At 68.7% G+C, this 23,898-nt stretch carries 25 protein-coding genes and 1 rRNA gene; 7 read left to right on the plus strand and 19 right to left on the minus strand.

Features of this window, described 5'->3' with window-relative positions; genetic code table 11:
• Positions 1 to 127: 127 nt before the first annotated feature.
• Positions 128 to 1,656, minus strand: a 16S ribosomal RNA gene (locus tag HLB44_RS03880).
• Positions 1,657 to 2,159: 503 nt separating this feature from the next.
• On the minus strand, positions 2,160 to 3,920 hold the full coding sequence (gene ptsP, locus HLB44_RS03885; protein WP_173120744.1) for a phosphoenolpyruvate--protein phosphotransferase: 1,761 nt from the start codon (positions 3,918 to 3,920) through the stop codon (positions 2,160 to 2,162).
• A gap of 145 nt (positions 3,921 to 4,065) precedes the next feature.
• Between ptsP and HLB44_RS03890 the strand changes: the two genes are divergently transcribed.
• A complete protein-coding gene (locus HLB44_RS03890) occupies positions 4,066 to 4,866 on the plus strand; it encodes a GNAT family N-acetyltransferase (protein ID WP_173120746.1) in 801 nt (266 codons plus the stop codon).
• A gap of 22 nt (positions 4,867 to 4,888) precedes the next feature.
• On the opposite strand, the gene HLB44_RS03895 is transcribed toward HLB44_RS03890, so the two are convergent.
• From HLB44_RS03895 to HLB44_RS03910, 4 genes are read right to left on the minus strand one after another with little or no spacing between them, the layout of a single operon-like run.
• Positions 4,889 to 5,158 carry an HPr family phosphocarrier protein gene (locus HLB44_RS03895; RefSeq protein WP_173120748.1) on the minus strand — a complete coding sequence of 90 codons (270 nt, stop codon included), beginning with the start codon at positions 5,156 to 5,158 and terminating at the stop codon, positions 4,889 to 4,891.
• Positions 5,127 to 5,576 carry a PTS sugar transporter subunit IIA gene (locus HLB44_RS03900; protein WP_173120750.1) on the minus strand — a complete coding sequence of 150 codons (450 nt, stop codon included), beginning with the start codon at positions 5,574 to 5,576 and terminating at the stop codon, positions 5,127 to 5,129. The genes HLB44_RS03895 and HLB44_RS03900 overlap by 32 nt, the downstream gene beginning before the upstream one ends.
• Positions 5,577 to 5,599: 23 nt before the next feature.
• Complete coding sequence (locus HLB44_RS03905) at positions 5,600 to 6,865, minus strand: MFS transporter (protein ID WP_246312028.1); 1,266 nt, start codon at positions 6,863 to 6,865, stop codon at positions 5,600 to 5,602.
• The gene (locus HLB44_RS03910; RefSeq protein ID WP_173120752.1) at positions 6,862 to 7,389 is read right to left on the minus strand and encodes a hypothetical protein; all 528 of its coding nucleotides are present in this window, start codon (positions 7,387 to 7,389) and stop codon (positions 6,862 to 6,864) included. Before HLB44_RS03910 ends, HLB44_RS03905 begins: the two co-directional genes overlap by 4 nt.
• A 157-nt stretch (positions 7,390 to 7,546) precedes the next feature.
• Between HLB44_RS03910 and HLB44_RS03915 the strand changes: the two genes are divergently transcribed.
• Together HLB44_RS03915 and HLB44_RS03920 are read left to right on the plus strand one after the other, a co-directional pair.
• On the plus strand, positions 7,547 to 8,590 hold the full coding sequence (locus tag HLB44_RS03915; RefSeq protein ID WP_173120754.1) for an ATP-binding protein: 1,044 nt from the start codon (positions 7,547 to 7,549) through the stop codon (positions 8,588 to 8,590).
• Positions 8,591 to 8,658: 68 nt separating this feature from the next.
• A complete protein-coding gene (locus HLB44_RS03920; protein WP_173120756.1) occupies positions 8,659 to 9,171 on the plus strand; it encodes a TlpA family protein disulfide reductase in 513 nt (170 codons plus the stop codon).
• Between the two features lies 1 nt (position 9,172).
• On the opposite strand, the gene lipA is transcribed toward HLB44_RS03920, so the two are convergent.
• From lipA to HLB44_RS03975, 11 genes are all read right to left on the minus strand, one after another.
• On the minus strand, positions 9,173 to 10,159 hold the full coding sequence (gene lipA / locus HLB44_RS03925) for a lipoyl synthase (protein ID WP_173120758.1): 987 nt from the start codon (positions 10,157 to 10,159) through the stop codon (positions 9,173 to 9,175).
• 20 nt (positions 10,160 to 10,179) lie between these two features.
• Positions 10,180 to 10,866, minus strand: a complete 687-nt coding sequence (gene lipB, locus HLB44_RS03930; RefSeq protein ID WP_173120760.1) for a lipoyl(octanoyl) transferase LipB — start codon at positions 10,864 to 10,866, stop codon at positions 10,180 to 10,182.
• A 31-nt stretch (positions 10,867 to 10,897) separates the two neighbouring features.
• The gene (locus HLB44_RS03935; protein ID WP_173120762.1) at positions 10,898 to 11,737 is read right to left on the minus strand and encodes a cupin domain-containing protein; all 840 of its coding nucleotides are present in this window, start codon (positions 11,735 to 11,737) and stop codon (positions 10,898 to 10,900) included.
• Positions 11,734 to 12,465, minus strand: a complete 732-nt coding sequence (locus HLB44_RS03940; RefSeq protein WP_173120764.1) for a sigma-70 family RNA polymerase sigma factor — start codon at positions 12,463 to 12,465, stop codon at positions 11,734 to 11,736. Before HLB44_RS03940 ends, HLB44_RS03935 begins: the two co-directional genes overlap by 4 nt.
• 273 nt (positions 12,466 to 12,738) lie before the next feature.
• Positions 12,739 to 13,014: a YbeD family protein gene (locus HLB44_RS03945; RefSeq protein ID WP_173120766.1), complete on the minus strand. Its 276-nt coding sequence runs from the start codon at positions 13,012 to 13,014 to the stop codon at positions 12,739 to 12,741.
• A 14-nt stretch (positions 13,015 to 13,028) separates the two neighbouring features.
• The gene (locus HLB44_RS03950) at positions 13,029 to 13,904 is read right to left on the minus strand and encodes a D-amino acid aminotransferase (RefSeq protein ID WP_173120768.1); all 876 of its coding nucleotides are present in this window, start codon (positions 13,902 to 13,904) and stop codon (positions 13,029 to 13,031) included.
• Positions 13,905 to 13,997: 93 nt separating this feature from the next.
• The gene (locus HLB44_RS03955; RefSeq protein ID WP_173120770.1) at positions 13,998 to 15,149 is read right to left on the minus strand and encodes a D-alanyl-D-alanine carboxypeptidase family protein; all 1,152 of its coding nucleotides are present in this window, start codon (positions 15,147 to 15,149) and stop codon (positions 13,998 to 14,000) included.
• Positions 15,149 to 15,784, minus strand: coding sequence for an alpha/beta hydrolase (locus tag HLB44_RS03960; protein ID WP_173120772.1), 636 nt, complete (start codon positions 15,782 to 15,784; stop codon positions 15,149 to 15,151). The genes HLB44_RS03955 and HLB44_RS03960 overlap by 1 nt, the downstream gene beginning before the upstream one ends.
• An 18-nt stretch (positions 15,785 to 15,802) precedes the next feature.
• Positions 15,803 to 16,129 carry a (2Fe-2S) ferredoxin domain-containing protein gene (locus HLB44_RS03965; RefSeq protein ID WP_173120774.1) on the minus strand — a complete coding sequence of 109 codons (327 nt, stop codon included), beginning with the start codon at positions 16,127 to 16,129 and terminating at the stop codon, positions 15,803 to 15,805.
• A 48-nt stretch (positions 16,130 to 16,177) separates the two neighbouring features.
• Positions 16,178 to 17,287: a VanZ family protein gene (locus HLB44_RS03970; protein ID WP_173120776.1), complete on the minus strand. Its 1,110-nt coding sequence runs from the start codon at positions 17,285 to 17,287 to the stop codon at positions 16,178 to 16,180.
• On the minus strand, positions 17,287 to 17,727 hold the full coding sequence (locus tag HLB44_RS03975) for a CopD family protein (RefSeq protein ID WP_173120778.1): 441 nt from the start codon (positions 17,725 to 17,727) through the stop codon (positions 17,287 to 17,289). Before HLB44_RS03975 ends, HLB44_RS03970 begins: the two co-directional genes overlap by 1 nt.
• 292 nt (positions 17,728 to 18,019) lie before the next feature.
• Here HLB44_RS03975 and hemB point away from each other — a divergent pair, with 292 nt between their 5' ends.
• Complete coding sequence (gene hemB, locus HLB44_RS03980) at positions 18,020 to 19,024, plus strand: porphobilinogen synthase (RefSeq protein ID WP_173120780.1); 1,005 nt, start codon at positions 18,020 to 18,022, stop codon at positions 19,022 to 19,024.
• 24 nt (positions 19,025 to 19,048) lie between these two features.
• Here the strand turns inward: hemB and ybeY are convergent, their stop codons facing one another.
• Complete coding sequence (gene ybeY, locus HLB44_RS03985) at positions 19,049 to 19,519, minus strand: rRNA maturation RNase YbeY (RefSeq protein ID WP_173120782.1); 471 nt, start codon at positions 19,517 to 19,519, stop codon at positions 19,049 to 19,051.
• Entirely contained in the window at positions 19,516 to 20,472 is a 957-nt protein-coding gene (locus HLB44_RS03990) for a PhoH family protein (protein WP_173120784.1), read from the minus strand. The genes ybeY and HLB44_RS03990 overlap by 4 nt, the downstream gene beginning before the upstream one ends.
• 92 nt (positions 20,473 to 20,564) lie before the next feature.
• On the opposite strand from HLB44_RS03990, the gene HLB44_RS03995 reads away from it, so the two are divergent.
• From HLB44_RS03995 to ruvA, 3 genes are all read left to right on the plus strand, one after another.
• Positions 20,565 to 22,451, plus strand: coding sequence for a sensor histidine kinase (locus HLB44_RS03995; protein WP_173120786.1), 1,887 nt, complete (start codon positions 20,565 to 20,567; stop codon positions 22,449 to 22,451).
• A gap of 49 nt (positions 22,452 to 22,500) precedes the next feature.
• Positions 22,501 to 23,148, plus strand: coding sequence for a response regulator (locus HLB44_RS04000; protein ID WP_173120788.1), 648 nt, complete (start codon positions 22,501 to 22,503; stop codon positions 23,146 to 23,148).
• A 153-nt stretch (positions 23,149 to 23,301) separates the two neighbouring features.
• Positions 23,302 to 23,877 carry a Holliday junction branch migration protein RuvA gene (gene ruvA / locus HLB44_RS04005; RefSeq protein WP_173120790.1) on the plus strand — a complete coding sequence of 192 codons (576 nt, stop codon included), beginning with the start codon at positions 23,302 to 23,304 and terminating at the stop codon, positions 23,875 to 23,877.
• Positions 23,878 to 23,898: the final 21 nt, after the last annotated feature.

Consider the following 23,898-nt stretch of genomic DNA (forward strand, 5'->3'; position numbering starts at 1 on the left):
AACGCAAGCTCCAGGCTAGGCCATCGCTTGTCGACGCTCACCAGGCTCACGCTCCACTCAAGTTTGTCTTCTGCTGTCAAACAACAGCCGATAAGTGTGGGCGCGAGAATTTGAGTGCTTTTTCCAGAAAGGAGGTGATCCAGCCGCACCTTCCGATACGGCTACCTTGTTACGACTTCACCCCAGTCACGAACCCTGCCGTGGTAATCGCCCTCCTTGCGGTTAGGCTAACTACTTCTGGCAGAACCCGCTCCCATGGTGTGACGGGCGGTGTGTACAAGACCCGGGAACGTATTCACCGCGGCAAGCTGATCCGCGATTACTAGCGATTCCGACTTCACGCAGTCGAGTTGCAGACTGCGATCCGGACTACGACCGGTTTTCTGGGATTGGCTCCCCCTCGCGGGTTGGCAGCCCTCTGTACCGGCCATTGTATGACGTGTGTAGCCCTACCCATAAGGGCCATGAGGACCTGACGTCATCCCCACCTTCCTCCGGTTTGTCACCGGCAGTCTCATTAGAGTGCCCTTTCGTAGCAACTAATGACAAGGGTTGCGCTCGTTGCGGGACTTAACCCAACATCTCACGACACGAGCTGACGACGGCCATGCAGCACCTGTGTCCTGGCTCTCTTTCGAGCACTCCCACATCTCTGCGGGATTCCAGGCATGTCAAGGGTAGGTAAGGTTTTTCGCGTTGCATCGAATTAAACCACATCATCCACCGCTTGTGCGGGTCCCCGTCAATTCCTTTGAGTTTCAACCTTGCGGCCGTACTCCCCAGGCGGTCAACTTCACGCGTTAGCTACGTTACTGAACAGCAAGCCGTCCAACAACCAGTTGACATCGTTTAGGGCGTGGACTACCAGGGTATCTAATCCTGTTTGCTCCCCACGCTTTCGTGCATGAGCGTCAGTGCAGGCCCAGGGGATTGCCTTCGCCATCGGTGTTCCTCCGCATATCTACGCATTTCACTGCTACACGCGGAATTCCATCCCCCTCTGCCGCACTCCAGCTGTGCAGTCACAAGTGCAGTTCCCAGGTTAAGCCCGGGGATTTCACACCTGTCTTGCACAACCGCCTGCGCACGCTTTACGCCCAGTAATTCCGATTAACGCTTGCACCCTACGTATTACCGCGGCTGCTGGCACGTAGTTAGCCGGTGCTTATTCTTCAGGTACCGTCATCCCCCCGAGGTATTAACTCAGAGGATTTCTTCCCTGACAAAAGCGGTTTACAACCCGAAGGCCTTCTTCCCGCACGCGGCATGGCTGGATCAGGGTTGCCCCCATTGTCCAAAATTCCCCACTGCTGCCTCCCGTAGGAGTCTGGGCCGTGTCTCAGTCCCAGTGTGGCTGGTCGTCCTCTCAGACCAGCTACAGATCGTCGGCTTGGTAGGCTTTTACCCCACCAACTACCTAATCTGACATCGGCCGCTCCAATAGCGCGAGGTCTTGCGATCCCCCGCTTTCACCCTTAGGTCGTATGCGGTATTAATCCGGCTTTCGCCGGGCTATCCCCCACTACTGGGCACGTTCCGATGCATTACTCACCCGTTCGCCACTCGTCGCCAGGTTGCCCCGCGTTACCGTTCGACTTGCATGTGTAAGGCATGCCGCCAGCGTTCAATCTGAGCCAGGATCAAACTCTTCAGTTCGATCTTGAAATTTGCTCAAAGAATTGAAGTGAACTTCACTTGCATGAAAATTCAATTCAGTGAGCGTTTAAGGTCATGAGACCTCGAGATTCGCGGCTTTACCCGCTAGCCTCTTGGCACTCGCCTTCAAACGCCCACGCTTATCGGCTGTTGATTTTTAAAGAGCTTCGCCGGTTTGGCGAGCTGCTGAATCGCGTTCAGCAGAGAGATGGGATTATGACTTGATTTATGAAACCCTGTCAACACCCTCTCGAAGTTTCTTTCAGCGCACCGATCGAATCGGCAAACTGTTTTCGCTTCGAGCGAAGCCTGCGATTATGGCACAGGCTTCTTTGTCTTCGCAATCCCGACTGATTTGCGGGGGATTCGCCGAGCGCTTGGGCTCCCGTCGATCCGCCGTGTCGGTCAGACAGCGAAGCCGCGCAGTATATACCAAGGAGAGGAGGGATCGACGCGGGGTTCGTGACACTGGCCGCGCGGCCGGCGTCCGCTAGCTCCCCGAATCAGATGATGGTCGTTCCACCCAGGACACGGCGCCATTCGGCGGCCGGGTCGTCGCTGGCGAGGGTTGCTCGCAGCGCAACCGCCAAGCGCGTACTGTCCGCACGCAAGATTCGCTGCTTGATCGACGACAGCTGCGCAGGGTGCATCGAGTAGCTACGCAGGCCCATCGCCAGCAGGAGCTCCGCAAACGCCACGTCACCGGCCATCTCTCCGCACACGCTGACATGCTTGCCGGCGGCATTGGCGGTGGCGATCACGTCAGCAATCAGACGGAGCACGGCGGGGTGCCAAGGATCGTAGAGGTGCGCGACCGACTCGTCGGCCCGGTCGATCGCCAAGGTGTACTGGATCAGGTCGTTGGTGCCGACCGATACGAAGTCGAAGTAGCGCAGCAGTTGCGGCAGGGAGACTGCCGCCGCCGGTATCTCGACCATCGCGCCGACCTCGATGTCGTTGAACGGCACGCCGGCTTCGGTCAGTTGCTGCTTCGCCCGTGCGACAGCCTCCTGCGTGTGTCGCGCCTCGGCGAGGTGCGCCACCATCGGAATCAGCATCCTGACCTTGCCGTAGGCGCTGGCGCGCAGAATGGCGCGGATCTGCTGGCGAAACATTGCCGGCTCGGACAAGCTCCAGCGGATCGCGCGCAATCCGAGCGCCGGATTGAGCGCGTGTTCGTGGCGCAGCTCGTGCACCGTGAGCCGATCGAGCGGCTTGTCAGCACCGATGTCGACCGTTCGGATGGTCACCGGCATGCCGTGCATGCCTTCGACCGCGCTGCGGTAGGCCTCGAACTGCTCGTCCTCGTTGGGCAGCTCGCCGTTGCGGTTCATGAACAGGAACTCGCTGCGGAACAGTCCGACACCGACGGCGCCGGCTGCCAACGCCGCCGCGGCATCGCCAGGCAACTCGATGTTGGCGAGCAGTTCGACCGCTTGTCCGTCGAGGGTCACCGACGGCATGTGCCGCAGCCGGTCCAGGCGCGCTCGCTCGAGCGCGCTCTGACGCTGCCGGAACCGATACTCCTCCAGCACGATCGGCGAGGGGTTGACCACCACCACGCCCGCGTCGCCGTCGATGATCAACCAGTCGTCTTGCCGCACGAGGCGACTCGCCTCGCGAGCGCCGACGACCGCTGGAATGTCGAGGCTGCGCGCAACGATGGCGGTGTGTGAGGTACGGCCGCCGACATCGGTGACGAACCCGGTGAAGACGCTGCCCTTGAACTGCAGCATGTCGGCCGGGGCGATGTCGTTGGCCACCAGCACCAGCGGATCCTCGCCGGCGAAATCGCGCGCGCCAGCGGCCAGCGGGAGCGGTTGAGCCTTGGCCAGCACACCCAGCAGGCGCTCGGCCACCTGTTCGATGTCGGCCTTGCGCTCGCGCAGGTATTCGTCCTCCATCTCGTCGAACTGCCGTGCCAGCACCTCGGTCTGCGCAGACACCGCCCACTCGGCGTTGTAGTGGCGCTCCTCGATCCAGTGCTTGGTGGCGTCGGCGAGCGTTTCGTCGTGCAGCAGCATCAGGTGCACGTCGAGCAGCGCCGCCAGCTCGCCGGGCGCGTCAGTAGGCAGCTCGCGCTTGAGTGTGGTCAGCTCGGCGGCGACGACATCGCGTGCCTGGCGCAAGCGGGCGATCTCGGCCTCGGCTCGTTCAGGCTCGACGAAGTAGTGCGCAACGTCGACGCGGCTCGATGCGACCAAGACCGCGCGGCCGATGGCAACCCCGCGCGACACCGGCAGTCCGAAGACCTGAATGCTCATGCGAAGACTTTAGCAGTGGCCTCGAACCATGCGCAGCGCGAATGGAGAGACTCGCGCGCGCCGTCACCGGAACGTCATGGGTGGTTCATCGGGTGGTCACCGCAGGTCCCCAGCATCACGCCAACACCACGCCACGCCGCACGCCATGGAACTTCCGCGCCCGACGCTGCCGATCACCGCTTTCGAGTCACCGCGTCTGCACCGCTCCGAGGCAGACCTGGAGGTCGTCTGGGCCCGCCACCTCGACGAGGTGCGCGCTGCTCAGCGGCTGCGGCATCAGGTCTTCGTGGAAGAGATGGGCGCCCGACCGGCGCCGCCCGCGGGCACGCCCGAGGGCCACGACGCCGACGTGTTCGATCGCTTCTGCGAACACCTGCTCGTGCGCACGCGCAGCGATGACCGAACCCCCGGCCGGGTGATCGGCACCTATCGCGTCCTGACGCCGTGGGCGGCGACACGGGCCGGCGGCCTGTACAGCGACACCGAATTCGACCTGACGCGCTTGCGCGCGCTGCGATCGGGCATGGTCGAACTCGGCCGCTCCTGCGTCGACCCGGAGTGGCGCCAGGGCGGCGTCATCATGGCGTTGTGGGCGGCGCTGGGCGAGTTCATGCAACGCAATGCACTGCACACGATGATCGGTTGTGCCAGCGTGGGCATGCGCGATGGCGGCCACGTTGCCGCCAGCCTGTGGCAGCAGCTGCGAGCAACCCACCTCGCCCCGCTGGAGTACCAGGTGCGCCCGCGACTGCCGCTTCCGGTGGAGCAGCTGGACACGCACCTGCGCGTCGAGGCGCCGCCACTGATCAAGGGCTATCTGCGTTGCGGCGCCAAGGTGCTCGGTCCGCCCGCTTGGGATCCGGATTTCAACACCGCGGACCTGCCGTTGATGATGCGCCTGGCCGATCTGCCGGCACGTTACCGGCGCCACTTCCTAGGCCATTGAGCGCGCGGGCGCCCGCAAGGCCTCACTGGCCTTCGCCGAACTTGTCGTCGATCAGCGCACGCAGCGCGGTCATCGCGACCTGCTCATCCGCGCCGTCGGTTTCTATTTCGATCTCGGTGCCCAGGCCGGCGGCCAGCATCATCACGCCCATGATGCTCTTGGCGTTGATGCGGCGCCCGTTGCGTGCCATGTGGACGTCGCACTGAAAGCTGCCGGCGAGCTTGGTGAGTTTGGCCGATGCGCGGGCGTGCAGCCCGAGCTTATTGCTGATCGTGATGGTCGTCCGGATCATGACTCGCGGGTTTGAGCGCCTGATTCTGCGGGCGTGCACTGGCCAATTGCATCACCCCTTGTGAAGCACCGGCGGCCGCCAGTGCGGTCAGCTTCTCGAGCGGCTCCTGCACATGGCCCAGCGCGCGCCACATCATCGGCACGTTGACGCCGACCAGCACGCGCGTGCCGGGCCGCTCGCCGAGGCGTCGAGCGACGTTGCAGGGCGTGGCCCCGAAGACGTCGGTGAGGATCAGCCACTCCGTCTCGCCGGAGGGGCCGAGCTGCTCGAGCGCCGCCTGCTCCACCTCCTCGGCGGACTGTTCGCCCGAGACATCGCAGATCGCCATGGCCGCCGCCTGGTCCGGAAAGATGTGCGCCGCGACCGAGCGCAAGGCGCTGGCCAGCGGGGCATGGGCGATCACGAACAAGCGAGGCATCGAGGGCACCTGGAGCGGGGCGATTATGTGCGCCCGGCCGTCGGCTGCAGCACCGCGGCCGCGCCCCGGTGCCAATGCGCCCACAGGAACGCCAGCAGGCAGCCGGCGAGAAACAGCCCGAGGCTCGCGCGGTAGGCCGACAACGGTGCCCAGCCGAGGGCCCGCAATGCGTCCAGCGCCAGGCCGATGCCCCATTGCACGGCGAAGACGCCGGCGAAGATCACCAGGTTGAATGCGGACAGCGCGCGCCCGGCGAGCGAGGACGGGAAGGCTTGCGCGACCGCCGGTTGGCTCAAGGAAACGACGCTGGTCAGCACGCACCACGCGGCCCAGGCCCCGGCACCTGCGGCCGGGCCGAACCACAGGATCGCGCCGAGGCAGGCGACGCCCAGCGGCCAGGCGCGGGCGATGATGCGATCGGCGTCCCAGCCGCTGCGCACGAGCCGCGGCATCAGCAAGCCCCAGCACAAGAAGGCGACCAGCATGCTGAGGTTGACGATGAACAGGCCGCGCGCGGCTCCACCGGGACTGTGGCCGGCCACCTGCGTCAGCCACGGTCCGATCCACAGCGATTGCATCGCCACCATGCCACCATAGGCGAAGAAGCCCAGCGGCGCCATGCGCACGAAGACCGGATGGCGCAACACCTCGCGATAGCCCCCGTTGGGCGCGGCCGCCGCGGACGATTCATGCGCCGCATCGTCGCGCGGCACCAGGAAGGCGATCGCCGCGATCGACACCAGCAGCAGCACCGCCACTGCGAGGAACAGGCCGCGCCAACCAAGCACCGGCAGCAGCCACTGCACAGGAAGCGTCGAAAACAGCATGCCGAGCGAGCCGGTCATCAGCATCCAGGAGTTGGTCCGCAGCTGCGCCGTCGGGCCGAAGCGGCGGCGATAGCACGTCAGCGGCGCCATCAGGCAGGCCGAGACGCCGACGCCGATCAGCAGCCGCGCGACGAGCAACTGCGGCAGGTCACGCGCCGCGCCGAAGCAGGCGCAGCCGACCGCCGCGACCGCCAGCAACACCATCAGCACGCGTTTCGGGCCGAACCGGTCGAGCGCGCTGCCGAGCGGCAATTGCATCGCAGCGAATCCGAGGAAGTAGGCCCCCGCCAGCAGGCCGAGCGCGCCGGCGCCGAGCCCGAGCTCGTTGCTGAAGGTCGGCGCGAGCGTCGCCGTCACCGCGCGCAACAGCGCCGAGAAGAAGTACGCGAACGCGAAAGCCAGGAACATCTGGACCATCAGGCGGCGCCCTGGCCCACCGGCGATCGGCGATTCAACGATCATGGCCGCACCGCCAACGCCTGCTCGAATTGGCGCAACAGGCCTTCATCGAGCGTTTGACCGACCACGGTGGCCTGGTAGACACGCGTGCCGAATGCGAAGACGGTGACCGATGATGACACCGCGCGGCCATCCGGCATCCGCCCGGCCAGGCGCCAGTGGCGGGCCAGCGGGTGCGGCGTCATGCCGGGCACCGCTGCCGGCTGTTCGCGCTCCGCACGCCCGTCGACGTTGCGCCGCGCAGAGTCGCCCAGCGCCTGCAGCGCCGGACCGATGCGCAGGGGGTCCGCGAGGTCGGCATGGCCGAGCGCAAAGGTCATGTCCTGGACCTGGCAAACGTAGAGCCGCATCGTGGCCGGCTGGCCTGCCAGGGTCAGCGCGCGCTCGTGGGTCGCCGGCCGGCAGGGCATGGCCATCGTCAGCTGGACGCCCTCGGGACGCATCTCGCGCCAGTCGATCGCCGGTCCGCAGGCGCTGATCGCCAGCGCGAACCCCAGCGGCGCCAGGCGCCTGAACCATCGCTTCATCGCTTGAGAGCCGCCGTTCAGCGGCAGCCGACACTGCACGTGAAAAATGTCACGAGCGGCTGCCAGTCCCCCCGGACGCGCGGGGTGGACACGGCGCGGACGTGGTCCGAGCATGCGCCACCCTCGAGACGGGCATTGTGCGGGTAATGGAGCGGCGATGAAGATCCAGGAAGCACCAACGGCGGGCAGCATGCTGCATGACGTGCTCGGCCAGCTCGCGGCCGAAGTGGCCGAACCGCTGACACGGGCGCTCGAACGCGTGCGCGCACTCGCCGCCGGCGAGACGCTGGATGCCCGGCAGCTGCAGGCCCTGCACGACGAGGTGGCCCGTGCTCGCCGCATCGGCATCCTCGGCCAGCAGATCGCGCGGCTGGCCTCCGGCGGCGTGCGACAAGTGCCCGAGCCGACCGACCTGTGCGCGATGCTGGACGAATTGCTCGATGAGCATCGCCGCGACGCCGCGCCGGGTGCCCGCGAAGTCCGGGCCACGCTGGGACCGGCCGCCGTGGTCACGGACACCGGGTTGACGGGAGCGCTGCTGCGGGCGCTGCTCGAATGGTGCGACGACAGCGCACTGACGCCGATCGAGCTGCGGCTCGATGCCCGCCCGTCGTCGGCCCAGGCGAACCTGCTGTGCCGCTTCACGCGCAAGCCGCGCGCGCCGGGCACCGCCGAACCCTTGTCGTGGCAGTTGATGCACTTCGCCGCCGCCGCGCTGAGCGCCCGGCTGACGCTCGAGGAAGACCACGCCAGCACGACCCTGAGCCTGCAGTTCGAACGCCTGGTCGCGCTGGCCGGCCACGCCGAACCCAGCGCCTCGGACGCCCGCCTGCTGGCCGGCTGCCAGCTGCTGGTGCTGGCACCCGACCGCGACATGCGCAACCAGGTGCGGCTCGCCGTGCAGGGCCTCGATCTGCTGGTCGACTACGTGGCCTCGGTCGACGCCGCCTGCGACTACTGCGCCGATGGCCTGCCGCAAGCCGTCGTCTACGCCTCGACGCTTTCGGGCGCGCCGCTGGAACGACTGCGGCGCCGACTGCACTCCGAAGTCGGGGCACCCCCGTTCATCGAGATCACGCCGCAAGGCCACGGCTTCGAGCCGCTGCGCCCGGGCGACGAAGCGGTCGCGCGGGTCGGGCTGGACGGCCTGGCGCAGGCGCTGCCGGCGGCGTTGGTGATCGAGCTGACGCGGCGGCGCTGATAGCCCCGCGGGCGGTGCGCCCGCGCAGCGCGGCGTAAACTGCCGCCGCCTCGTTCGAGCCCGGGACCATGAAGCTGACGCGCCGCCACCTCGCCCTCGCCGCCACTGTCGGCGCCCTCGCCGTCGGCGGCTGGATCGCCTTCGGCGGCGATCTCACCCGGCAAGCAGCCCCCCAGGTGGACTACACGCTGCTCGACGGCAGCCGCCACAGCACCGCGCAGCTGAAGGGCAAGGTCGTGCTGGTGAATTTCTGGGCGACGAGCTGCTCGACCTGCGTGCAGGAGATGCCGCAGATCGCGGCGACGCACCAAAAGTACCGCGCCCGCGGCTACGAGACGCTGGCGGTGGCGATGGAGTACGACCCGCCGGCCTACGTCGCCAACTTTGCCGAGAGCCGCAAGCTGCCTTTCGGCGTGGCGATCGACAACACCGGCGAGATCGCGCAGCGCTTCGGCGACGTGCGGCTGACGCCGACCTCGGTGCTGATCAACAAGCGCGGCGAGATCGTCAAGCGCTATGTCGGCGCGCCGGACTTCGCGGCGCTGCACACGCTGGTCGAGCAGCTGCTCGCCGAGACCTGAGCTAGACCGCGACGCCGGCGCCGGCCGCCTGCTGGTCGGCGTGGTAGCTGGAGCGCACCATCGCGCCGACGGCGGCGTGCGTGAAACCCATCTTCTGCGCCTCGGCTTCGAACATCTTGAAAGTGTCCGGGTGCACGTAGCGCCGCACGGGCAGGTGGTGGCCCGACGGCGCCAGGTACTGGCCGATCGTCAGCATGTCGATGTCGTGCGCACGCATGTCGCGCATCACCGCGAGGATCTCGTCGTCGGTCTCGCCCAGGCCGACCATCAGGCCGCTCTTGGTCGGCACCTCCGGATGCAGCGCCTTGAACTTCTTCAGCAGATTCAGGCTGAAGGCGTAGTCGCTGCCGGGGCGCGCTTCCTTGTACAGGCGCGGCGCCGTCTCCAGGTTGTGGTTCATCACGTCGGGCGGCGCGGCCTTCAGGATCTCCAGCGCGCGGTCGTCGCGGCCGCGGAAGTCGGGCGTCAGGATCTCGATGCGCGTGGCCGGCGACAGCGCGCGCACGCGCCGGATGCAGTCGACGAAGTGCGCCGCGCCGCCATCGCGCAGGTCGTCGCGGTCGACGCTGGTGATCACCACGTACTTCAGCTTCAGCGCAGCGATCGTCTTGGCCAGGTTCTCGGGCTCGTCGACGTCCAGCGGATCGGGCCGGCCATGGCCGACATCGCAGAACGGGCAGCGCCGCGTGCACTTGTCGCCCATGATCATGAAGGTCGCCGTGCCGTGGCCGAAGCACTCGCCGATGTTGGGGCACGAAGCCTCTTCGCAGACGGTGTGCAGCTTGTGCTCGCGCAGGATCTGCTTGATCTCGTAGAAGCGCGTCGTCGGCGAGCCGGCCTTGACGCGGATCCAGTCGGGCTTCTTCAGCGTCTCGGCCGGCACGATCTTGATCGGGATGCGCGCCGTCTTGGCCTGGGCCTTCTGCTTTGCAGTGGCGTCATACGTGGCGCCGGTGGCGGCCTGGGAAACGACGTTTTCGGTGGCCATCGCTGCTCGCAGATGAGGGGTCAGCGGCTGAACTGCGCTGCCAGGCGATCCCCCAGCTGCCGCGCCACCGTGTCCCAGTCAGTAGAAACCCCGAGTGTAGCCATGTCGACCGTTTGAAGCCCTGCGTAACCACACGGATTGATTCCGAGGAAAGGCTGCAGGTCCATGGCGACATTGAGCGCGACGCCGTGGTAGGTGCAATGCCGGCTGACCTTGATACCGAGCGCGGCGACCTTGCCCAGGCCCCGGAACGGCTCGTCGGCCGGCCGCGGCCCGGCCAGCGCCGAATGGCCGCGCGGATCGTCGAGGCGCACGTAGATGCCCGGCGCGCCGGCGACGCGATGGCCGGTGATGCCGTGCGCCTCCAGCACCTTCAGCACGCAGTGTTCGAGCCGGTAGACGAACTCCTTGACGTAGATGCCGTGGCGCCGCAGGTCGATCAGCGGATAGGCCACGACCTGTCCGGGCCCGTGGTACGTGACCTGGCCGCCGCGCTGCGTCGCGACCACCGGAATGCCGCCGGCATCGAGCAGGTGCTCGGCGCGCCCGGCGAGGCCCTGCGTGTAGACCGGCTCGTGTTCGACGAGCCAGATTTCATCTTCGGTGTCGGGGCCGCGCGTTTCGGTGAAGCCGCGCATTGCCTGCTCGATGTCGCCGTAGGGCCGGCGGCCGAGCACGACGATGCGGGGGAGGATCGACGCGGACATCGCCGCACTGTAGCGGCGACGCTGACGCCGATCACTCAGCGCGGATGTCCAGGTCGAGATCGCCGTGCGCGAAGAGCAGCCCGCCGGTGTCGGTGCTGACGCCCCCATGCTGCGTGCCGGCCGGCGCCAGCTGGTAGTCGCCGGCGCGCAGCAACACGTCGTCGAGAAAGACCTCGCCGTCGAGCATCAGGCATTCCTCGTCGTGGCCATGCCCATGGCGCGGCACCTGGGCGTCGGGCAGCGCGTGGTACAGCAGCGCAGCCTCACCCCCGCGGCTCCACAGCACGCGGCGCTTGATGCCGGGCGCGAAGTCGTCCCAGCGGGCCGGGTCATCGTGCACGGTGAGCGCCGCGGCGCCCGCCGTATCGACGACGGGTGCCTCGCGCAGATAGAGCCGCGCGCGGTCGATGCCGTGCAGCTCCGGCAACCCGGCGTCCGCGGGCAAGCGGTGGAAATCGCGCGCCCGCAGCAACAAATCTCCGAAGCGCACGGCACCGTCCATCACCAGCCATTCGCAAACCATGCCCGGCAACAGATCCGGCAGCCAGCGCGCGCCGGCCGCCAGCTCGACGATGCGCACCCGCGCCGGCTCACCCGGCCGCGCCACGCCGCCGCGGGCGTCGTACAGCGTGCGCGCTTCGACGCCTGCAGCCAGCCGCAGCGGCACGGCGTGCAAGCACCGCACGGTGACGAAAGCGCTGCTGGCGCGGGCGCTGCGCGTGACGCGCTCCAGCACCCGTTCACGCAGGATCGGCGGGCGCGCGGCGCCGACCTGCCAGGCGGACGCGAAGGGCTCGGCCAGCAGATCCAGGCACTCGTCATCGAGTGGATCGGGCGCTGGGCGCGGCGGGGGCAATTGATCGGTGCTCATGAATTTTCAGCGCGCGGGCCGGCGCCCTCGTCGAGCAGTTTGCGCAGCTGCAGCAGCGCCCGCCGGATCAGGGACTTGACGGTACCGAGCGGCAGCGCCGTCTGCGCCGCGATCTCCTCGTGTGTCAGGCCACGGAAGAAGGCCAGCGCCACGAGCTGGCGGGCGCGTGGCTCGAGCGCAGCGACGGCCTCGTGCACGCGCCGCTCGCTGCGGGTCGCATCGAGCAGGTCGATCACCGGTGGCGGCGCGTCGTCGCCGGCATCGAGATCGCCGTCCTCCGGCAGCTCGGCATGCTGGAAGCGCTCGTCCCGGCGCAACGCGTCGATCGCGCGCGAACGCGCGATCGCAAGCAGCCAGGTCAAGACGCGGCCGCGCGCGGGCTCGAAGCGCGGCGCCTGCCGCCACGCCTGCCAGTACGTGTCCTCGACGACCTCGTCGGCCAGCGCCGCACGGCGAGTGATGCGCAGCACCAGCCCATGCACGCGGGCACTGGTCGCGTCGTAGAGCGCCGCCAGCGCGCGTTCGTCGCGATCGACGATGCGGCGCATGCAGGCCTGCATCGCCTCGTCATCGGCGGCGGCGGGCGCTGAACGTGTCTGCACCGCCGCCGCCGTCGGGCTCGATGCAGGCTCGTCGTGATCGTCGCCGGCGTCGCCATCGGGCCCCACCAGCGGCGGCTCGAGCTCCGACGACCAAAGTTCTTCCGACAGCGTCAGGGCGCTGATCATGACCGGCGCCCCTGCGCCGGCACAGCGGCCGGCAGGATCGTCGTGAGGCGGGCAAGGCTCATCCGGGACTCTCCGTCGTGTTGACGCCAGGCCGCCACGGCGCGGCATTGGCACGACGTTGGGCATACGCGGGGCGCCCGCCAGTGGATGAATCCCCTTGAAACGAGCGGGGAATTCGGCGCGGATGATCTGAGTGGCGAGCATCACGGGGGATCCTCGCCGGGCCTACGGCGCTCGGTCCCCGGTCGGATTCACCCCAGGCGCAAGCAGCCGTTACAGCACGACCTTGACCATCGGGTGCGTCGACAAGGTGCGGTACAGCTCGTCGAGCTGCGGCCGGCTGGTCGCAGTGATCGTGATCGTCAGCCCGAGGTAGCGGCCCGTGCTGCTCGGGCGGCGCTCGATCGTGGACGCATCGAACGCCGGATCGAACTGCCGCGCAATCGCGATCATGGCCTCGACGAAGCCGTCGACCTGCTCCCCCATCACCTTGATCGGGAAGGCGCTGGGGTAGGTGATCAATGACTCTTCGGGCGGGATCTCGGGCATTGCGGTGCCGTTCTTCAGATCGACTGCTCGCGCTTGGCGCGCTGGTAGGCCTCGTAGAGGCGGGCGTAGACGGGACCCGGCTTGCCGCGCAGCGCGCCGTGGCCGACGAGCTCGCCGTCCAGCCGCGTCACCGGCAGCACTTCCTTGCTGGCCGAGCTGAGCAGCAGCTCGTCGGCGGCAAACACGTCGGCCTCGGCCAGCGGGCGCAGATTGAAGGCGATGCCGCATTCCTCGCACAGCTCGGACAGCAGCGCAACGCGCACGCCTTCGAGCAGGTGTTCGCTCTTTGGCGGGCCCAGCAGCGCGCCCTCGTGCACCACCCAGACATTGCTGCTCGACGCCTCGGTCAACCAGCCGTCACGCAGCAGCACGGTCTCGATCGCGCCGTGGTCGGCGGACATCTGCCGCGCCATCACGTTGCCGAGCAGCGAGGTGCTCTTGATGTCGCAGCGCTCCCAGCGGAAGTCGCGCGCGCTGACGCAGGCGACGCCGTGATGGCGCTGCTCGGCCGTCGGCTGCTTGAGCGGATTGCTCATCGCGAAGACGGTCGGTTCGAGCCCCTCGAGCATCACGTGGTCCCGCGGCCCGACGCCACGCGTGACCTGCAGGTAGACCATCTGGTCGTCGGCCGGATGCGCCGCCACCAGCTCGCGCACCAGCGCCAGCCAGCCTTCACGGCGATGCGGGTTGTCGATGCGCAGCTTGGCTAGGCTGCGTTCCAGCCGCGCCATGTGGTCATCGAAGCGAAACAGGCGCCGGCCGTAGACGGGCAAGGCTTCGTAGATGCCGTCGCCGAACAGGAAGCCGCGGTCCATCACCGAAATCCGCGCGTCGCACAAGGGCAGCGTGCGGCCGTTCAGGTGGCAAAGCGTGTCGGGCAGACTGGACATCGCAGGCCTTTCAGGAGCGCGATGGATGCAGCTTAGCCCAAGCAGGCGGCGCCGCAATACCGTGTTGGGTCATCGGATCGCATCAGCGGACGGCTACTTGATCCACAGGCGGATCGAGTCCCACGCGCGGCCGAGCAGGCCGGCCTGCTCCACCGGCTCCAGCACCACCAGCGGCACGGCGGCGACTGCCGCGCCGGCCTGCGTGGTGACGCGCAGCGTGCCGACGCGCTGGCCCTTGGCCAGCGGCGCGACCAGCGGATCGGTGCGCTCGATGCTGGTCTTGAGCTTGTCGCCCTCGCCACGCGGCACGGCGACCGACATGCCGCCGGCGGCGCCGAGCTGCGCAGTCGGCGTCTTGCCCTTCCAGACCGGCACGCTGGCCGCCGCCTTGCCGGTCTCGAACAGGCGCACGCCGTCCCAGGCGGTGTAGCCCCAGTTCAGCAGCTTCTGGCTTTCGCTCGCCCGCCCTTCGCGCGAGCCGGCGCCGAGCACCACCGACAGCAGCCGCCGCTTGCCGTTCGGGAATTCGCGCTGCGCACTGGCCACGAGGCAATAACCTGCCGTTTCGGTGTAACCCGTCTTCATGCCATCGACCGACGGATCGCGGCCGAGCAGCATGTTGCGGTTGTCCTGCTTGATGTTGTTGAAGGTGTACTGGCGCTGCGAGTAATAGCTCGCGTAGTACTCGGGGAAGTCGCGCACCACGTGCGCGGCGATCAGGCCGATGTCGCGCGCGCTGCTGTGGTGGCCCGGCTCGGTCAGCCCGGTGACGTTCTTGAACTGCGTGTTCTTCAGGCCCCAGGCCTGGGCCTGGCGGTTCATCATCGCGACGAAGCCGTCGAGCGAGCCGCCAACGCCTTCGGCCAGCGCCACCGCGGCGTCGTTGCCCGACACGGCGATCATCCCGCGCAGCAGCTCGTCGACCTTGGGCGTCATCTTCGGGTCGATGAACATCAGCGAGCCGCCGCCCTTGCGCTCGGACCAGGCGCGCACCGAGACCGGCAGCGTCTGCTCGAGCGTCAGCTTCTTGGCCTTCAGCGCGTCGAACACCAACCAGGCGGTCATCAGCTTGGTCAGCGAGGCGGGGTCGACCTGCGCATCGGCCTGGCGCTCGGCGAGCACCTGGTCGCTGCCGACGTCGAGCAGCAGGTAGTTGCGGGCGGCGACTTCGGGCGGCGGCGGCAGCTGGGCCCAAGCGGAGACCATGCCGGCGCAGGCCAGCATCAAAGCAAACAGTCGTTTCATCAGGAGTTCGGTTGGTGCCAGGCCTGCACGACCTGGCTTTTCAGCAGCGTCAGCTGCCCGTGGAAGAAATGGCCGACACCCGGCAGCACGATCACCGGCAGCACCTGCGGCCGGGCCCAATCGAGCGTCGCGGCGAGCGGCACCACGTCGTCGGCTTCGCCGTGGATGACCACAGTGTCGCGCGGGACGGCGGGAACCTCGAAACGGCTCGTAGCCGGACCGATGAGCACCAGGCGCTCGACCGGCGCGCTGTCGGCCAGGCGGGCGGTCGCCTGCGCGGCGACGTAGCCGCCGAACGAGAAGCCGCCGAGCGCCAGCGGCAGGCCGCCTGCGTTCGGATCTTCGCGTTGGCTGGCGATCACCGCCAGCGCATCGTCGATCTCGCCGCTGCCTTCATCCCAGACGCCCGCGGAGCCGCCGACGCCGCGGAAGTTGAAACGCACGGCGCGATAACCGAGCTGCACGAAGGCGCGTGCCAGCGTCTGCACGACCTTGTTGTCCATCGTGCCGCCATGCTGCGGATGCGGGTGGCACAGCACGGCCACGCCACGCAAGGCGCCGGCCGGCTCGTCGGCCGCGGCTTCGATGACGCCGCTGGGGCCCTCGATCTGCAGGCGCCGGGTCTCGCGGTTCATGCCAGGGCTGTCATCGACTCAGCGGCCGACGTTCGGCGGCAGCAGCAGGCGCTCGACGATCTGACCGCGCTTCAGATGCGATTCGACGATTTCGTCGATGTCGTGCTTGTCGACGTAGGTGTACCAGACCGCTTCCGGATAGACGACGGCCACCGGCCCGCCGGCGCAGCGGTCGAGGCAGCCGGCCTTGTTGATGCGCACGCCGCCCGGGCCGGTCAACCCTTCGGCCTTGACCCGGGCCTTGCAGTGGTCGAACGCCGCCTGCGCATCGTGGTCGGCGCAGCAGGCCTCACCGTTGTCGCGCTTGTTCAGGCAGAAGAACAAGTGGTGCTGGTAGTAGCTCATCACTGTGAATTGTAGAGAGCGCGGGTTAACCAGGACTCCGCGACAGCATCAGTCCGCGGTCCTCAGCCGCGCCAGCAGCCAGGCCATCGCCGCATACGGCCACAACAAGCCGACCCAACGCGCGAGCCCGTGGAAGCGGATGAAGCGACCCTGCTCCCAGCCTTGCAGGCTCTGCCCGAAGTACGGATCGGTCGGCGCCTGGTGCACCAGCATCACCCCCCCGGTCAGCGCGACGAGCGCGAAACCGGCGGCCAGCCGCGGGCCGATCCAGGCCAGCGACAGCGCCAGCGCCGCGCCGACGCCCAGCGCCGTCAGCGCGCCCGGCGTGTGCCAGGCCAGCGCATGTTCGGGTCCGAAGTTCAGCGCGGTCGACAGCGTCGTGGCAGCGATCGCCACCAGCGGCGCACCCAGCGCCAGCCCGGCGCGGCGCCACGGCGACGGCGACGCGGCATAGGCCAGCAGGCACGGCGCCAGCAGGCCGAGCGCCGTCGCCAGGCCCTCGGCGAAACGCGACAGTGGGCGCGCGGGCGACGGCGTCTGCAGCCACGCGAGCGCCGCTTCGGCCCACGGCACGTCGGCGACGGCCACCAGCGCCCACTCCTGCAGCAAGCCGCCGATCTGGCCGAGGCCCAGCGGCATCGGCGCCGGAAACAGCAGCGCCACCGGCCACAGCAGCAGCAGCACCGCCGCGCCGGTGCCGCCGCGGCCGAGCCACCGGTTGTGGAACTCGTGCCAGCGCGCCGGCAGCCCGGTGGCCGACAGCCCCAGTGCGAGCAGCGCCCCGAGCGCGCTGCCGGCGCTGTTGAGCACCCAGTCCATCAGCGACGGCACGCGCTGCGGCAGCAGTTGCTGCGTGACCTCGAGCACGTAAGACAGGAGCAGGCCGCCGGCTGTCGCGCGCAGCAGCGAGGCCACGCGGCCGTGCCCTTCGCGCAAAGCCGCCAGCGCCAGCAGCAGCCCGAGCGGCAGGTAGCCGAGCAGGTTCGCGACCACATCGAAGCCGCCCCACCAGCGCGGCCAGCGCAGCGTCAGCAGGTCGCGCAGGCTGGCCCCCGGCGGCCAGTTCCAGCCCTCGAACGGAAACAGGGTCGCGTAGACGACCAGTGCCAGCCACAGGCCGGCCAGCGGCCGAGCGGCGGCGCGTACCGATCCCGGCATCAGAAGGGTTTGACGACGACCAGCACCACGATCGCCGCGAACAGCAACACGCTGGTCTCGTTGAACACCCGGTACCAGCGTTCGCTGCGGCGGTTGGCCGACTGCTCGAAACCGCGCAGCAGCGAACGGCACACATGGTGGTAGCCGATGACGCCGACCACCAGCAGCAGCTTGGCGTGCAGCCAGTACTGGCCGCCGCCGCGCCCGATGCCGTAACCCAGCCACAGCACGACGCCGAGCACCAGCGCGACGATCATCAGCAGGTTCGAGAAGCGGTAGAGCTTGCGCGCCATCAGCAGCAGGCGCTCGCGCTCGGCATGGCTGTCGGACGGCACCTGGGCCAGGTTGACGAACAGCCGCGGCAGGTAGAACAAGCCTGCGAACCAGCTGGCGACGAAGACGATGTGGAAGGCCTTGACCCAGAGGACGGCGCTGCTCATCTGGGGCATTATCCCGGGCCGCGCGGCGACCGGAAAAAAAGAACCCCGGCCACAGGCCGGGGTCGCAAGCCTTAACGCTGTCATCACGGTAAGGCACCTGCTCAGGGAGGAAAAGCAGGGAATGACCACCTTGCGGCTATCATTCGCTGTCAATATTAGCATATCGGTCCGGTTTTCAAGCGGGCGGGCGCTAGGGCAAACGAGGATTTGTTCGCTTTTCCGACGCTTCGTGACAGTTATGTGACCGCTTGTTTCGGGGGTCGCCGGGCCGCACTCCAGGAGTCTCGACGCGATGCGGACACCACCGCCCTTCCCCAGCAGCCGCCCACGCCGGCTGCGCCGCGATGCCTTCACCCGCGAGCTGGTGCGCGAGCACCGGCTGCATGCATCGGACCTGATCTACCCGGTTTTCGTGCTCGACGGACGCGATCAGGTCCAGGACGTCGCCAGCATGCCCGGCGTGCAGCGGCTGTCGGTCGACCGGCTGCTGCCGCTGGCCGAGCAGTGCGTCGCGCTCGGCGTGCCGGTCATGGCGCTGTTCCCGGTCATCGACCCGGCGCTGAAGACGCCCGACGGCCGCGAGGCCACGAACCCGGAAGGCCTGGTGCCGCGCGCGGTGCGCGCGCTGAAGGATCGCTTCCCGACGCTCGGCCTGCTGACCGACGTCGCGCTCGACCCATTCACCTCGCACGGCCAGGACGGCCTGCTCGACGACACCGGCTACATCCTGAACGACGAGACGGTGGCGGTGTTGCGCGCTCAGGCGCTGGTGCAGGCCGAGGCCGGCGTCGACATCGTCGCGCCGAGCGACATGATGGATGGCCGGATCGGCGCGATCCGTGCGGCGCTCGAGGAGGCCGGCCGGATCCATACCCGCATCATGGCCTACAGCGCCAAGTACGCCTCGGCGTTCTATGGGCCGTTCCGCGACGCGGTCGGCTCCAAGGGCAACCTCGGCAAGAGCGACAAGAAGGTCTACCAGATGGACCCCGGCAACAGCGACGAAGCGCTGCGCGAGGTGGCGCTGGACCTCGCCGAAGGCGCCGACATGGTGATGGTCAAGCCGGGGATGCCGTACCTGGACATCGTGCGCCGCGTGAAGGACGAGTTCCGCGTGCCGACCTTCGCCTACCAGGTCAGCGGCGAGTACGCGATGGTCAAGGCCGCCGCCGCCAACGGCTGGCTCGACCACGACGCGGTGATGATGGAGTCGCTGCTGGCCTTCAAGCGCGCCGGCGCGGATGGGGTGCTGAGCTACTTCGCGCTCGACGCGGCGCGCAAGCTGCGCGAGGGCTGATCGGCCGCGGCCGGCCGGAACTGTTCAACGCCTGCTGGCGTAAGGATCGTGCAGGCCGAGCGCACCCAGCAGCTCGGTCTCGCGCGCTTCCATCACCCCAGCGTCGTCGTCGTGCTCATGGTCGTAGCCCTGGGCGTGCAGCGCACCGTGCACCAGCAGGTGCGCGTAATGCGCGGCGATGTCGATGCCGAGCTCGTGCGCCTCCTGCTCGACCACCGGCGCGGCGAGCACCAGGTCGGCCACCACCACCGGCTCGCGCGCGTAGTCGAAGGTCAGCACGTTGGTCGCGTAGTCCTTGCCGCGGTACTCGCGGTTCAGCGCACGGCCCTCGTCGGCGTCGACGACGCGCACCGTCAGCTCGGCCGGCGCTTCGAGCGCCGCGCGCAGCCAGCGCGCGACCTTGTGGCGCGGCAGCAGCGCGCGATGGCGGGCATCGGCAAACTGCAGCGACAGCGTCAGCCCGGGCGCCGCCGCAGCGGCTCGGCCCGCCTTCATGAGGCCTGTTTCGCCGCGTCGTAGGCCTCGACGATGCGCGCCACCAGCGGATGGCGCACGACGTCGGCCGCGGTGAAGCGGCTGAAGGCGATGCCGCGCACGCCGTCGAGCACGCGCTCGGCGTCGATCAGCCCGCTGGCGCTGCCGCGCGGCAGGTCGACCTGGCTGACGTCGCCGGTGACCACCGCGCGCGAGCCGAAGCCGATGCGCGTCAGGAACATCTTCATCTGCTCGGGCGTCGTGTTCTGCGCCTCGTCGAGGATCACGAAGGCATGGTTCAGCGTGCGCCCGCGCATGAAGGCCAGCGGCGCGATCTCCAGCGTGCCCTTCTCGAACGCGGTGGTCACGCGATCGAAGCCCATCAGGTCGTACAGCGCGTCGTACAGCGGGCGCAGGTAGGGGTCGACCTTCTGCGCCAGGTCGCCGGGCAGGAAACCGAGCCGCTCGCCGGCCTCGACCGCCGGGCGCGTCAGCACGATGCGCTGCACCGCGCTGCGTTCGAGCGCATCGACGGCGCAAGCCACCGCCAGGTAGGTCTTGCCGGTGCCGGCCGGGCCGATGCCGAAGCTGATGTCGTGCTCGAGGATGTTGTGCAGGTAGCGCACCTGGTTCGGCGTGCGGCCGCGCAGGTCGGGGCGCCGCGTGTGCAGCACGATGTCGCGTCCCGACCCGCCTTCGCCCGCTTCACCCAGCGGGCCGACGCGCGCCTCGACCAGCGCCAGCTGCAGCGCCTCGGCAGGTATCGGCCGCGCCGCACGCTGGTACAGCGACTGCAGCAGCGTCAACGCACGCTCGGCGGCGCCGCGTTCGCCTTCGACGGCGAAGGCGGCCTCGCGGCGGGTGATGCGCACGTCCAGCGCGATCTCGATCGTGCGCAGGTGCTCGTCGAGCGCGCCGCACAGATGCGCGAGGCGGATGTTGTCGATCGGTTCGAAGTGATGGCGAAGAATCACGCGGGGCCCATGCAGAACTGCCCGGATTGTCCGCTCTCCGCAGCCCACCGACACACCCGGCGGGGGCCCCCCTTCCGGCAGAATCGCGCGCCATGTCGTCGCCGCCTCCGAGCACCCGGGCCCGCGCAGCGGCCCGCCTGCTCGGCTGGGTGCTGGCGATCGGCATGCTCGGCGCGTGGCTGCCGGCACGGGCCCACACGCTCGTCTTCCGTCACGCGCAGACGCTCGAGCTCACGCCCGCCAAGACGCCCGACTGGAGCGCCGCGCGTTCGATCGCATTGCCGGACGACTGGGCGGTCAGCCGCCCCGGCTACAGCGGCCTGGCCGCCTATCGGCTGGCTTTCGATGCCGACAGCGCCGTCGGCAGCGGTGCGCTCTACGCGCTGTACGTCGAACGCGCCTGCAGCGTGCTCGAAGTGCACATCAACGGCCAGTTGGCCTACCGGGGCGGCCGGATGACCGAACCGGTCTCGCGCAACTGCCTGCGGCCGCAGCTGGTGCCCCTGCCGGCGGCCTTGCTGCAGGCACAGGGCAATGTGCTCGAGCTGCGCGTGCGCGGCTTCGCGCTCGAAGAGGTCGGCTCGCGCCAGCGCGCGGGCGGCGTGTCCATGGTCGAGCTGGGGCCGCACGATGCGCTGGCGTCGCGCCATCGCTGGCGCACCGCCTTCGCGATCCGTCTGCCGGAGGTGGTCAGCGGCACGCTGGTGCTGATGGGCTTCGGGTTGTTCGTGATGGGCTGGCTGAACCGGCGCCAGAGTTACCTGGCCTACTTCGGCGCGCTGATGGTCGGCTGGGCGCTCGCGCTGTCGCGGCTGTGGCTGACCGACCTGCCCTGGCCCCACGCGACCAGCGAGCTGCTGCTGGCCGCGCTGATGAGCCTGACGACGCTGGCGGCGGTGCAGTTCCTGATGCGCTATGCCGCGCGGCGCATGCGCTGGCTCGACTTCGGGCTGCCGCTGCAAAGCCTGCTGATGGTGGCCAGCCTGATCGCGGCCGGACCGCAGCGGCTGTACCCGGTGGCCACGGTGTGGTTCGCCGTGCTGTCGCTGGAGATCGGCGTGGCCGCCGCGTTCTATCTGCTCGACACCCATCGCCGGCGCCACCGCCAGCTGTGGCTGATGGGGCCGCTGCTCGGTGTCGTCGGCGTCGCGCTGGCGACCGAATTCATGGCGCAGCAGACGCGGCTCGACGTGCGCATCGGCTATGTCGCGCAACTCGTGCCGTCGCTGATCTTCATGGCGATGGGGCTGCGGCTGGTGCAGCAGTACGGCCGCGCGCTCGAGTCGGCCGAGCAGGGCCGCGCCGAGCTCGAAGTGCGCATCCGCGAGGCGACCGCGCAGATCGAGCGCAATTTCGCGCAGCTGGCCGAGCTGAAGGTGGAGCAGGTCACCGACCGCGAGCGCAAGCGCATCGCCGCCGACCTGCACGACGACCTGGGCGCGAAGCTGTTGACCATCGTGCACACCAGCGACAACGAGCGCATCTCGACGCTGGCGCGCGAGGCGCTCGAGGAGATGCGGCTGTCGGTGCGCGGGCTCACCGGCAAGCCGGTCAAGCTGGCCGATGCGCTGGGCGACTGGCGCGCCGAGGTCGTGTCGCGGCTCACGCAATCGGGCGTCGAGGGCGAATGGAGCGCGCCGTCGGACGACGACGTGCCGGGCACGCTGTCCGCGCGCGCCTATGTGCAGACGACGCGCATCCTGCGCGAGGCGGTCAGCAACATCATCAAGCACAGCGGCGCCTCGCACTGCGCGGTGCGCTGCGCGATCGCCGAGGGCGACTTCCAGCTGGTGATCCAGGACAACGGCAACGGCATCCCGCTGGAGCTCGACGGCCGGCTCGACAAGGGCCACGGCATGGCCAGCATGAAGGGCCGCGCCAAGCAACTGCAGGGGCAGTGCCTGGTCGAATCGGGCCCCGGATATGGAACCGTGATACGTCTCACGCTGCCGCTGGATCGGCATGTCACCGCGACGTAAGTGACTGCTACGATCGCGCGGCCCATCCCGGCGCCGACCCCCACCCGCAATGAACAACATCCTGCTGCTCGAGGACCTGCACGAGATTCGCGCATGGCTGCGCAGCCTGGTGATGCAGGTGTTCCCGAACGCGCAGATCACCGAATGCTCGCGCGTGCACGACGCGCAGGCGCATGTGGCGGCGATGAAATTCGACCTGGCGCTGATCGACCTCGGCCTGCCCGATGGCTCGGGCACAGACGTCGTCGCCGCGCTGCGTGATGCGCAGCCCGATGCGCAGTCGGTGGTCGTGACGATCCACGACGACGACGAGCACCTGTTCCCCGCATTGCAGGCCGGCGCCTACGGCTACATCCTGAAGGAGCAGTCGCGCGAGCTGATCACCGAACAGCTGCAGCGCATCAGCCAGGGTGAGCCGCCGCTGTCGCCGTCGATCGCGCGCAAGGTCATCAAGTACTTCGCGTCGCAGGCCCGACCGGTGGTCTCGGCCATGCCCGAGGTCTCGCTGACCGAGCGCGAGAGCGAAGTGCTGCTGCGCGTCGCCAAGGGCTTCACGCTGCCCGAGATCGGCGTGCAGCTCGGCCTGTCGCGCCACACGATCGCCGACTACGTCAAGCAGATCTACCGCAAGCTCAACGTCAGCTCGCGTGCCGAAGCCGCGCTGGAAGCGCAGCGGCTGGGCCTCTTCCGCCGCTAGTCGCCGCCGGGCCGCCCAAGGCGACGCTCCCCCTGGGGGGGACCGGCCCGCAGGGCCGTAGGGGGCCATGAGCGCGCACGGCCGCCCGAAGGGCGAATACCGGAGGGCGCAGCCCGAAGGTACCCCAGTGACCACCGCCCATAATCGCCGGCCATGATCGGTCGGCTCACTGGCCTCCTGGCGGAAAAGGCCCCGCCGCAAGTGCTCATCGATGTCAACGGCGTCGGCTACGAAGTCGACGTGCCGATGTCGAGCTTCTTCAACCTGCCCGCGCTCGGTGAACGCACCACGCTGCTGACGCACTTCGTCGTGCGCGAGGACGCGCAGCTGCTGTACGGCTTCCTGACGCACGAAGAGCGCAGCACCTTCCGGCAGCTGATCCGCATTTCCGGGGTCGGCCCGCGCACCGCGCTGTCGATCCTGTCGGGCCTGTCGGTCACCGAGCTGAGCCAGGCAGTGACGCAGCAGCAGGCCGGCCGGCTGGTCAAGGTGCCCGGCATCGGCAAGAAGACCGCCGAGCGGCTGCTGCTGGAGCTCAAGGGCAAGCTCGGCCCCGAGCTCGCCGCGCCGGGCGGCGTGGTGGCCAGCGATGCGCAGGCCGATATCGTGCAGGCGCTGATCGCCCTCGGCTACAACGAGCGCGAAGCGGCCGCGGCGCTGAAGGCCTTGCCCGCGGACGTCGGCGTGTCCGAGGGCATCAAGCTGGCGTTGAAGGCCTTGTCGAAGTAGCCGGCGGCAGCGCTTTACGGC

The sequence above is a fragment of the Pseudaquabacterium terrae genome, from assembly GCF_013266755.1.
Lineage (GTDB): Bacteria > Pseudomonadota > Gammaproteobacteria > Burkholderiales > Burkholderiaceae_C > Pseudaquabacterium > Pseudaquabacterium terrae.

Coding starts and splice junctions, on each gene's coding strand:
- HLB44_RS03965 (WP_173120774.1), bottom strand. CDS start 16,129: ATGAGCTACTACCAGCACCACTTGTTCTTCTGCCTGAACAAGCGCGAC.
- HLB44_RS03890 (WP_173120746.1), top strand. CDS start 4,066: ATGGAACTTCCGCGCCCGACGCTGCCGATCACCGCTTTCGAGTCACCG.
- ruvA (WP_173120790.1), top strand. CDS start 23,302: ATGATCGGTCGGCTCACTGGCCTCCTGGCGGAAAAGGCCCCGCCGCAA.
- ptsP (WP_173120744.1), bottom strand. CDS start 3,920: ATGAGCATTCAGGTCTTCGGACTGCCGGTGTCGCGCGGGGTTGCCATC.
- HLB44_RS03975 (WP_173120778.1), bottom strand. CDS start 17,727: ATGAGCAGCGCCGTCCTCTGGGTCAAGGCCTTCCACATCGTCTTCGTC.
- HLB44_RS03940 (WP_173120764.1), bottom strand. CDS start 12,465: ATGATCAGCGCCCTGACGCTGTCGGAAGAACTTTGGTCGTCGGAGCTC.
- HLB44_RS03910 (WP_173120752.1), bottom strand. CDS start 7,389: ATGAAGCGATGGTTCAGGCGCCTGGCGCCGCTGGGGTTCGCGCTGGCG.
- HLB44_RS03900 (WP_173120750.1), bottom strand. CDS start 5,576: ATGCCTCGCTTGTTCGTGATCGCCCATGCCCCGCTGGCCAGCGCCTTG.
- HLB44_RS04000 (WP_173120788.1), top strand. CDS start 22,501: ATGAACAACATCCTGCTGCTCGAGGACCTGCACGAGATTCGCGCATGG.
- HLB44_RS03955 (WP_173120770.1), bottom strand. CDS start 15,149: ATGAAACGACTGTTTGCTTTGATGCTGGCCTGCGCCGGCATGGTCTCC.
- HLB44_RS03950 (WP_173120768.1), bottom strand. CDS start 13,904: ATGTCCAGTCTGCCCGACACGCTTTGCCACCTGAACGGCCGCACGCTG.
- ybeY (WP_173120782.1), bottom strand. CDS start 19,519: ATGAAGGCGGGCCGAGCCGCTGCGGCGGCGCCCGGGCTGACGCTGTCG.
- HLB44_RS03935 (WP_173120762.1), bottom strand. CDS start 11,737: ATGAGCACCGATCAATTGCCCCCGCCGCGCCCAGCGCCCGATCCACTC.
- HLB44_RS03960 (WP_173120772.1), bottom strand. CDS start 15,784: ATGAACCGCGAGACCCGGCGCCTGCAGATCGAGGGCCCCAGCGGCGTC.
- HLB44_RS03970 (WP_173120776.1), bottom strand. CDS start 17,287: ATGCCGGGATCGGTACGCGCCGCCGCTCGGCCGCTGGCCGGCCTGTGG.
- HLB44_RS03905 (WP_246312028.1), bottom strand. CDS start 6,865: ATGATCGTTGAATCGCCGATCGCCGGTGGGCCAGGGCGCCGCCTGATG.
- HLB44_RS03920 (WP_173120756.1), top strand. CDS start 8,659: ATGAAGCTGACGCGCCGCCACCTCGCCCTCGCCGCCACTGTCGGCGCC.
- lipB (WP_173120760.1), bottom strand. CDS start 10,866: ATGTCCGCGTCGATCCTCCCCCGCATCGTCGTGCTCGGCCGCCGGCCC.
- HLB44_RS03945 (WP_173120766.1), bottom strand. CDS start 13,014: ATGCCCGAGATCCCGCCCGAAGAGTCATTGATCACCTACCCCAGCGCC.
- HLB44_RS03915 (WP_173120754.1), top strand. CDS start 7,547: ATGAAGATCCAGGAAGCACCAACGGCGGGCAGCATGCTGCATGACGTG.
- hemB (WP_173120780.1), top strand. CDS start 18,020: ATGCGGACACCACCGCCCTTCCCCAGCAGCCGCCCACGCCGGCTGCGC.
- HLB44_RS03895 (WP_173120748.1), bottom strand. CDS start 5,158: ATGATCCGGACGACCATCACGATCAGCAATAAGCTCGGGCTGCACGCC.
- HLB44_RS03995 (WP_173120786.1), top strand. CDS start 20,565: ATGTCGTCGCCGCCTCCGAGCACCCGGGCCCGCGCAGCGGCCCGCCTG.
- lipA (WP_173120758.1), bottom strand. CDS start 10,159: ATGGCCACCGAAAACGTCGTTTCCCAGGCCGCCACCGGCGCCACGTAT.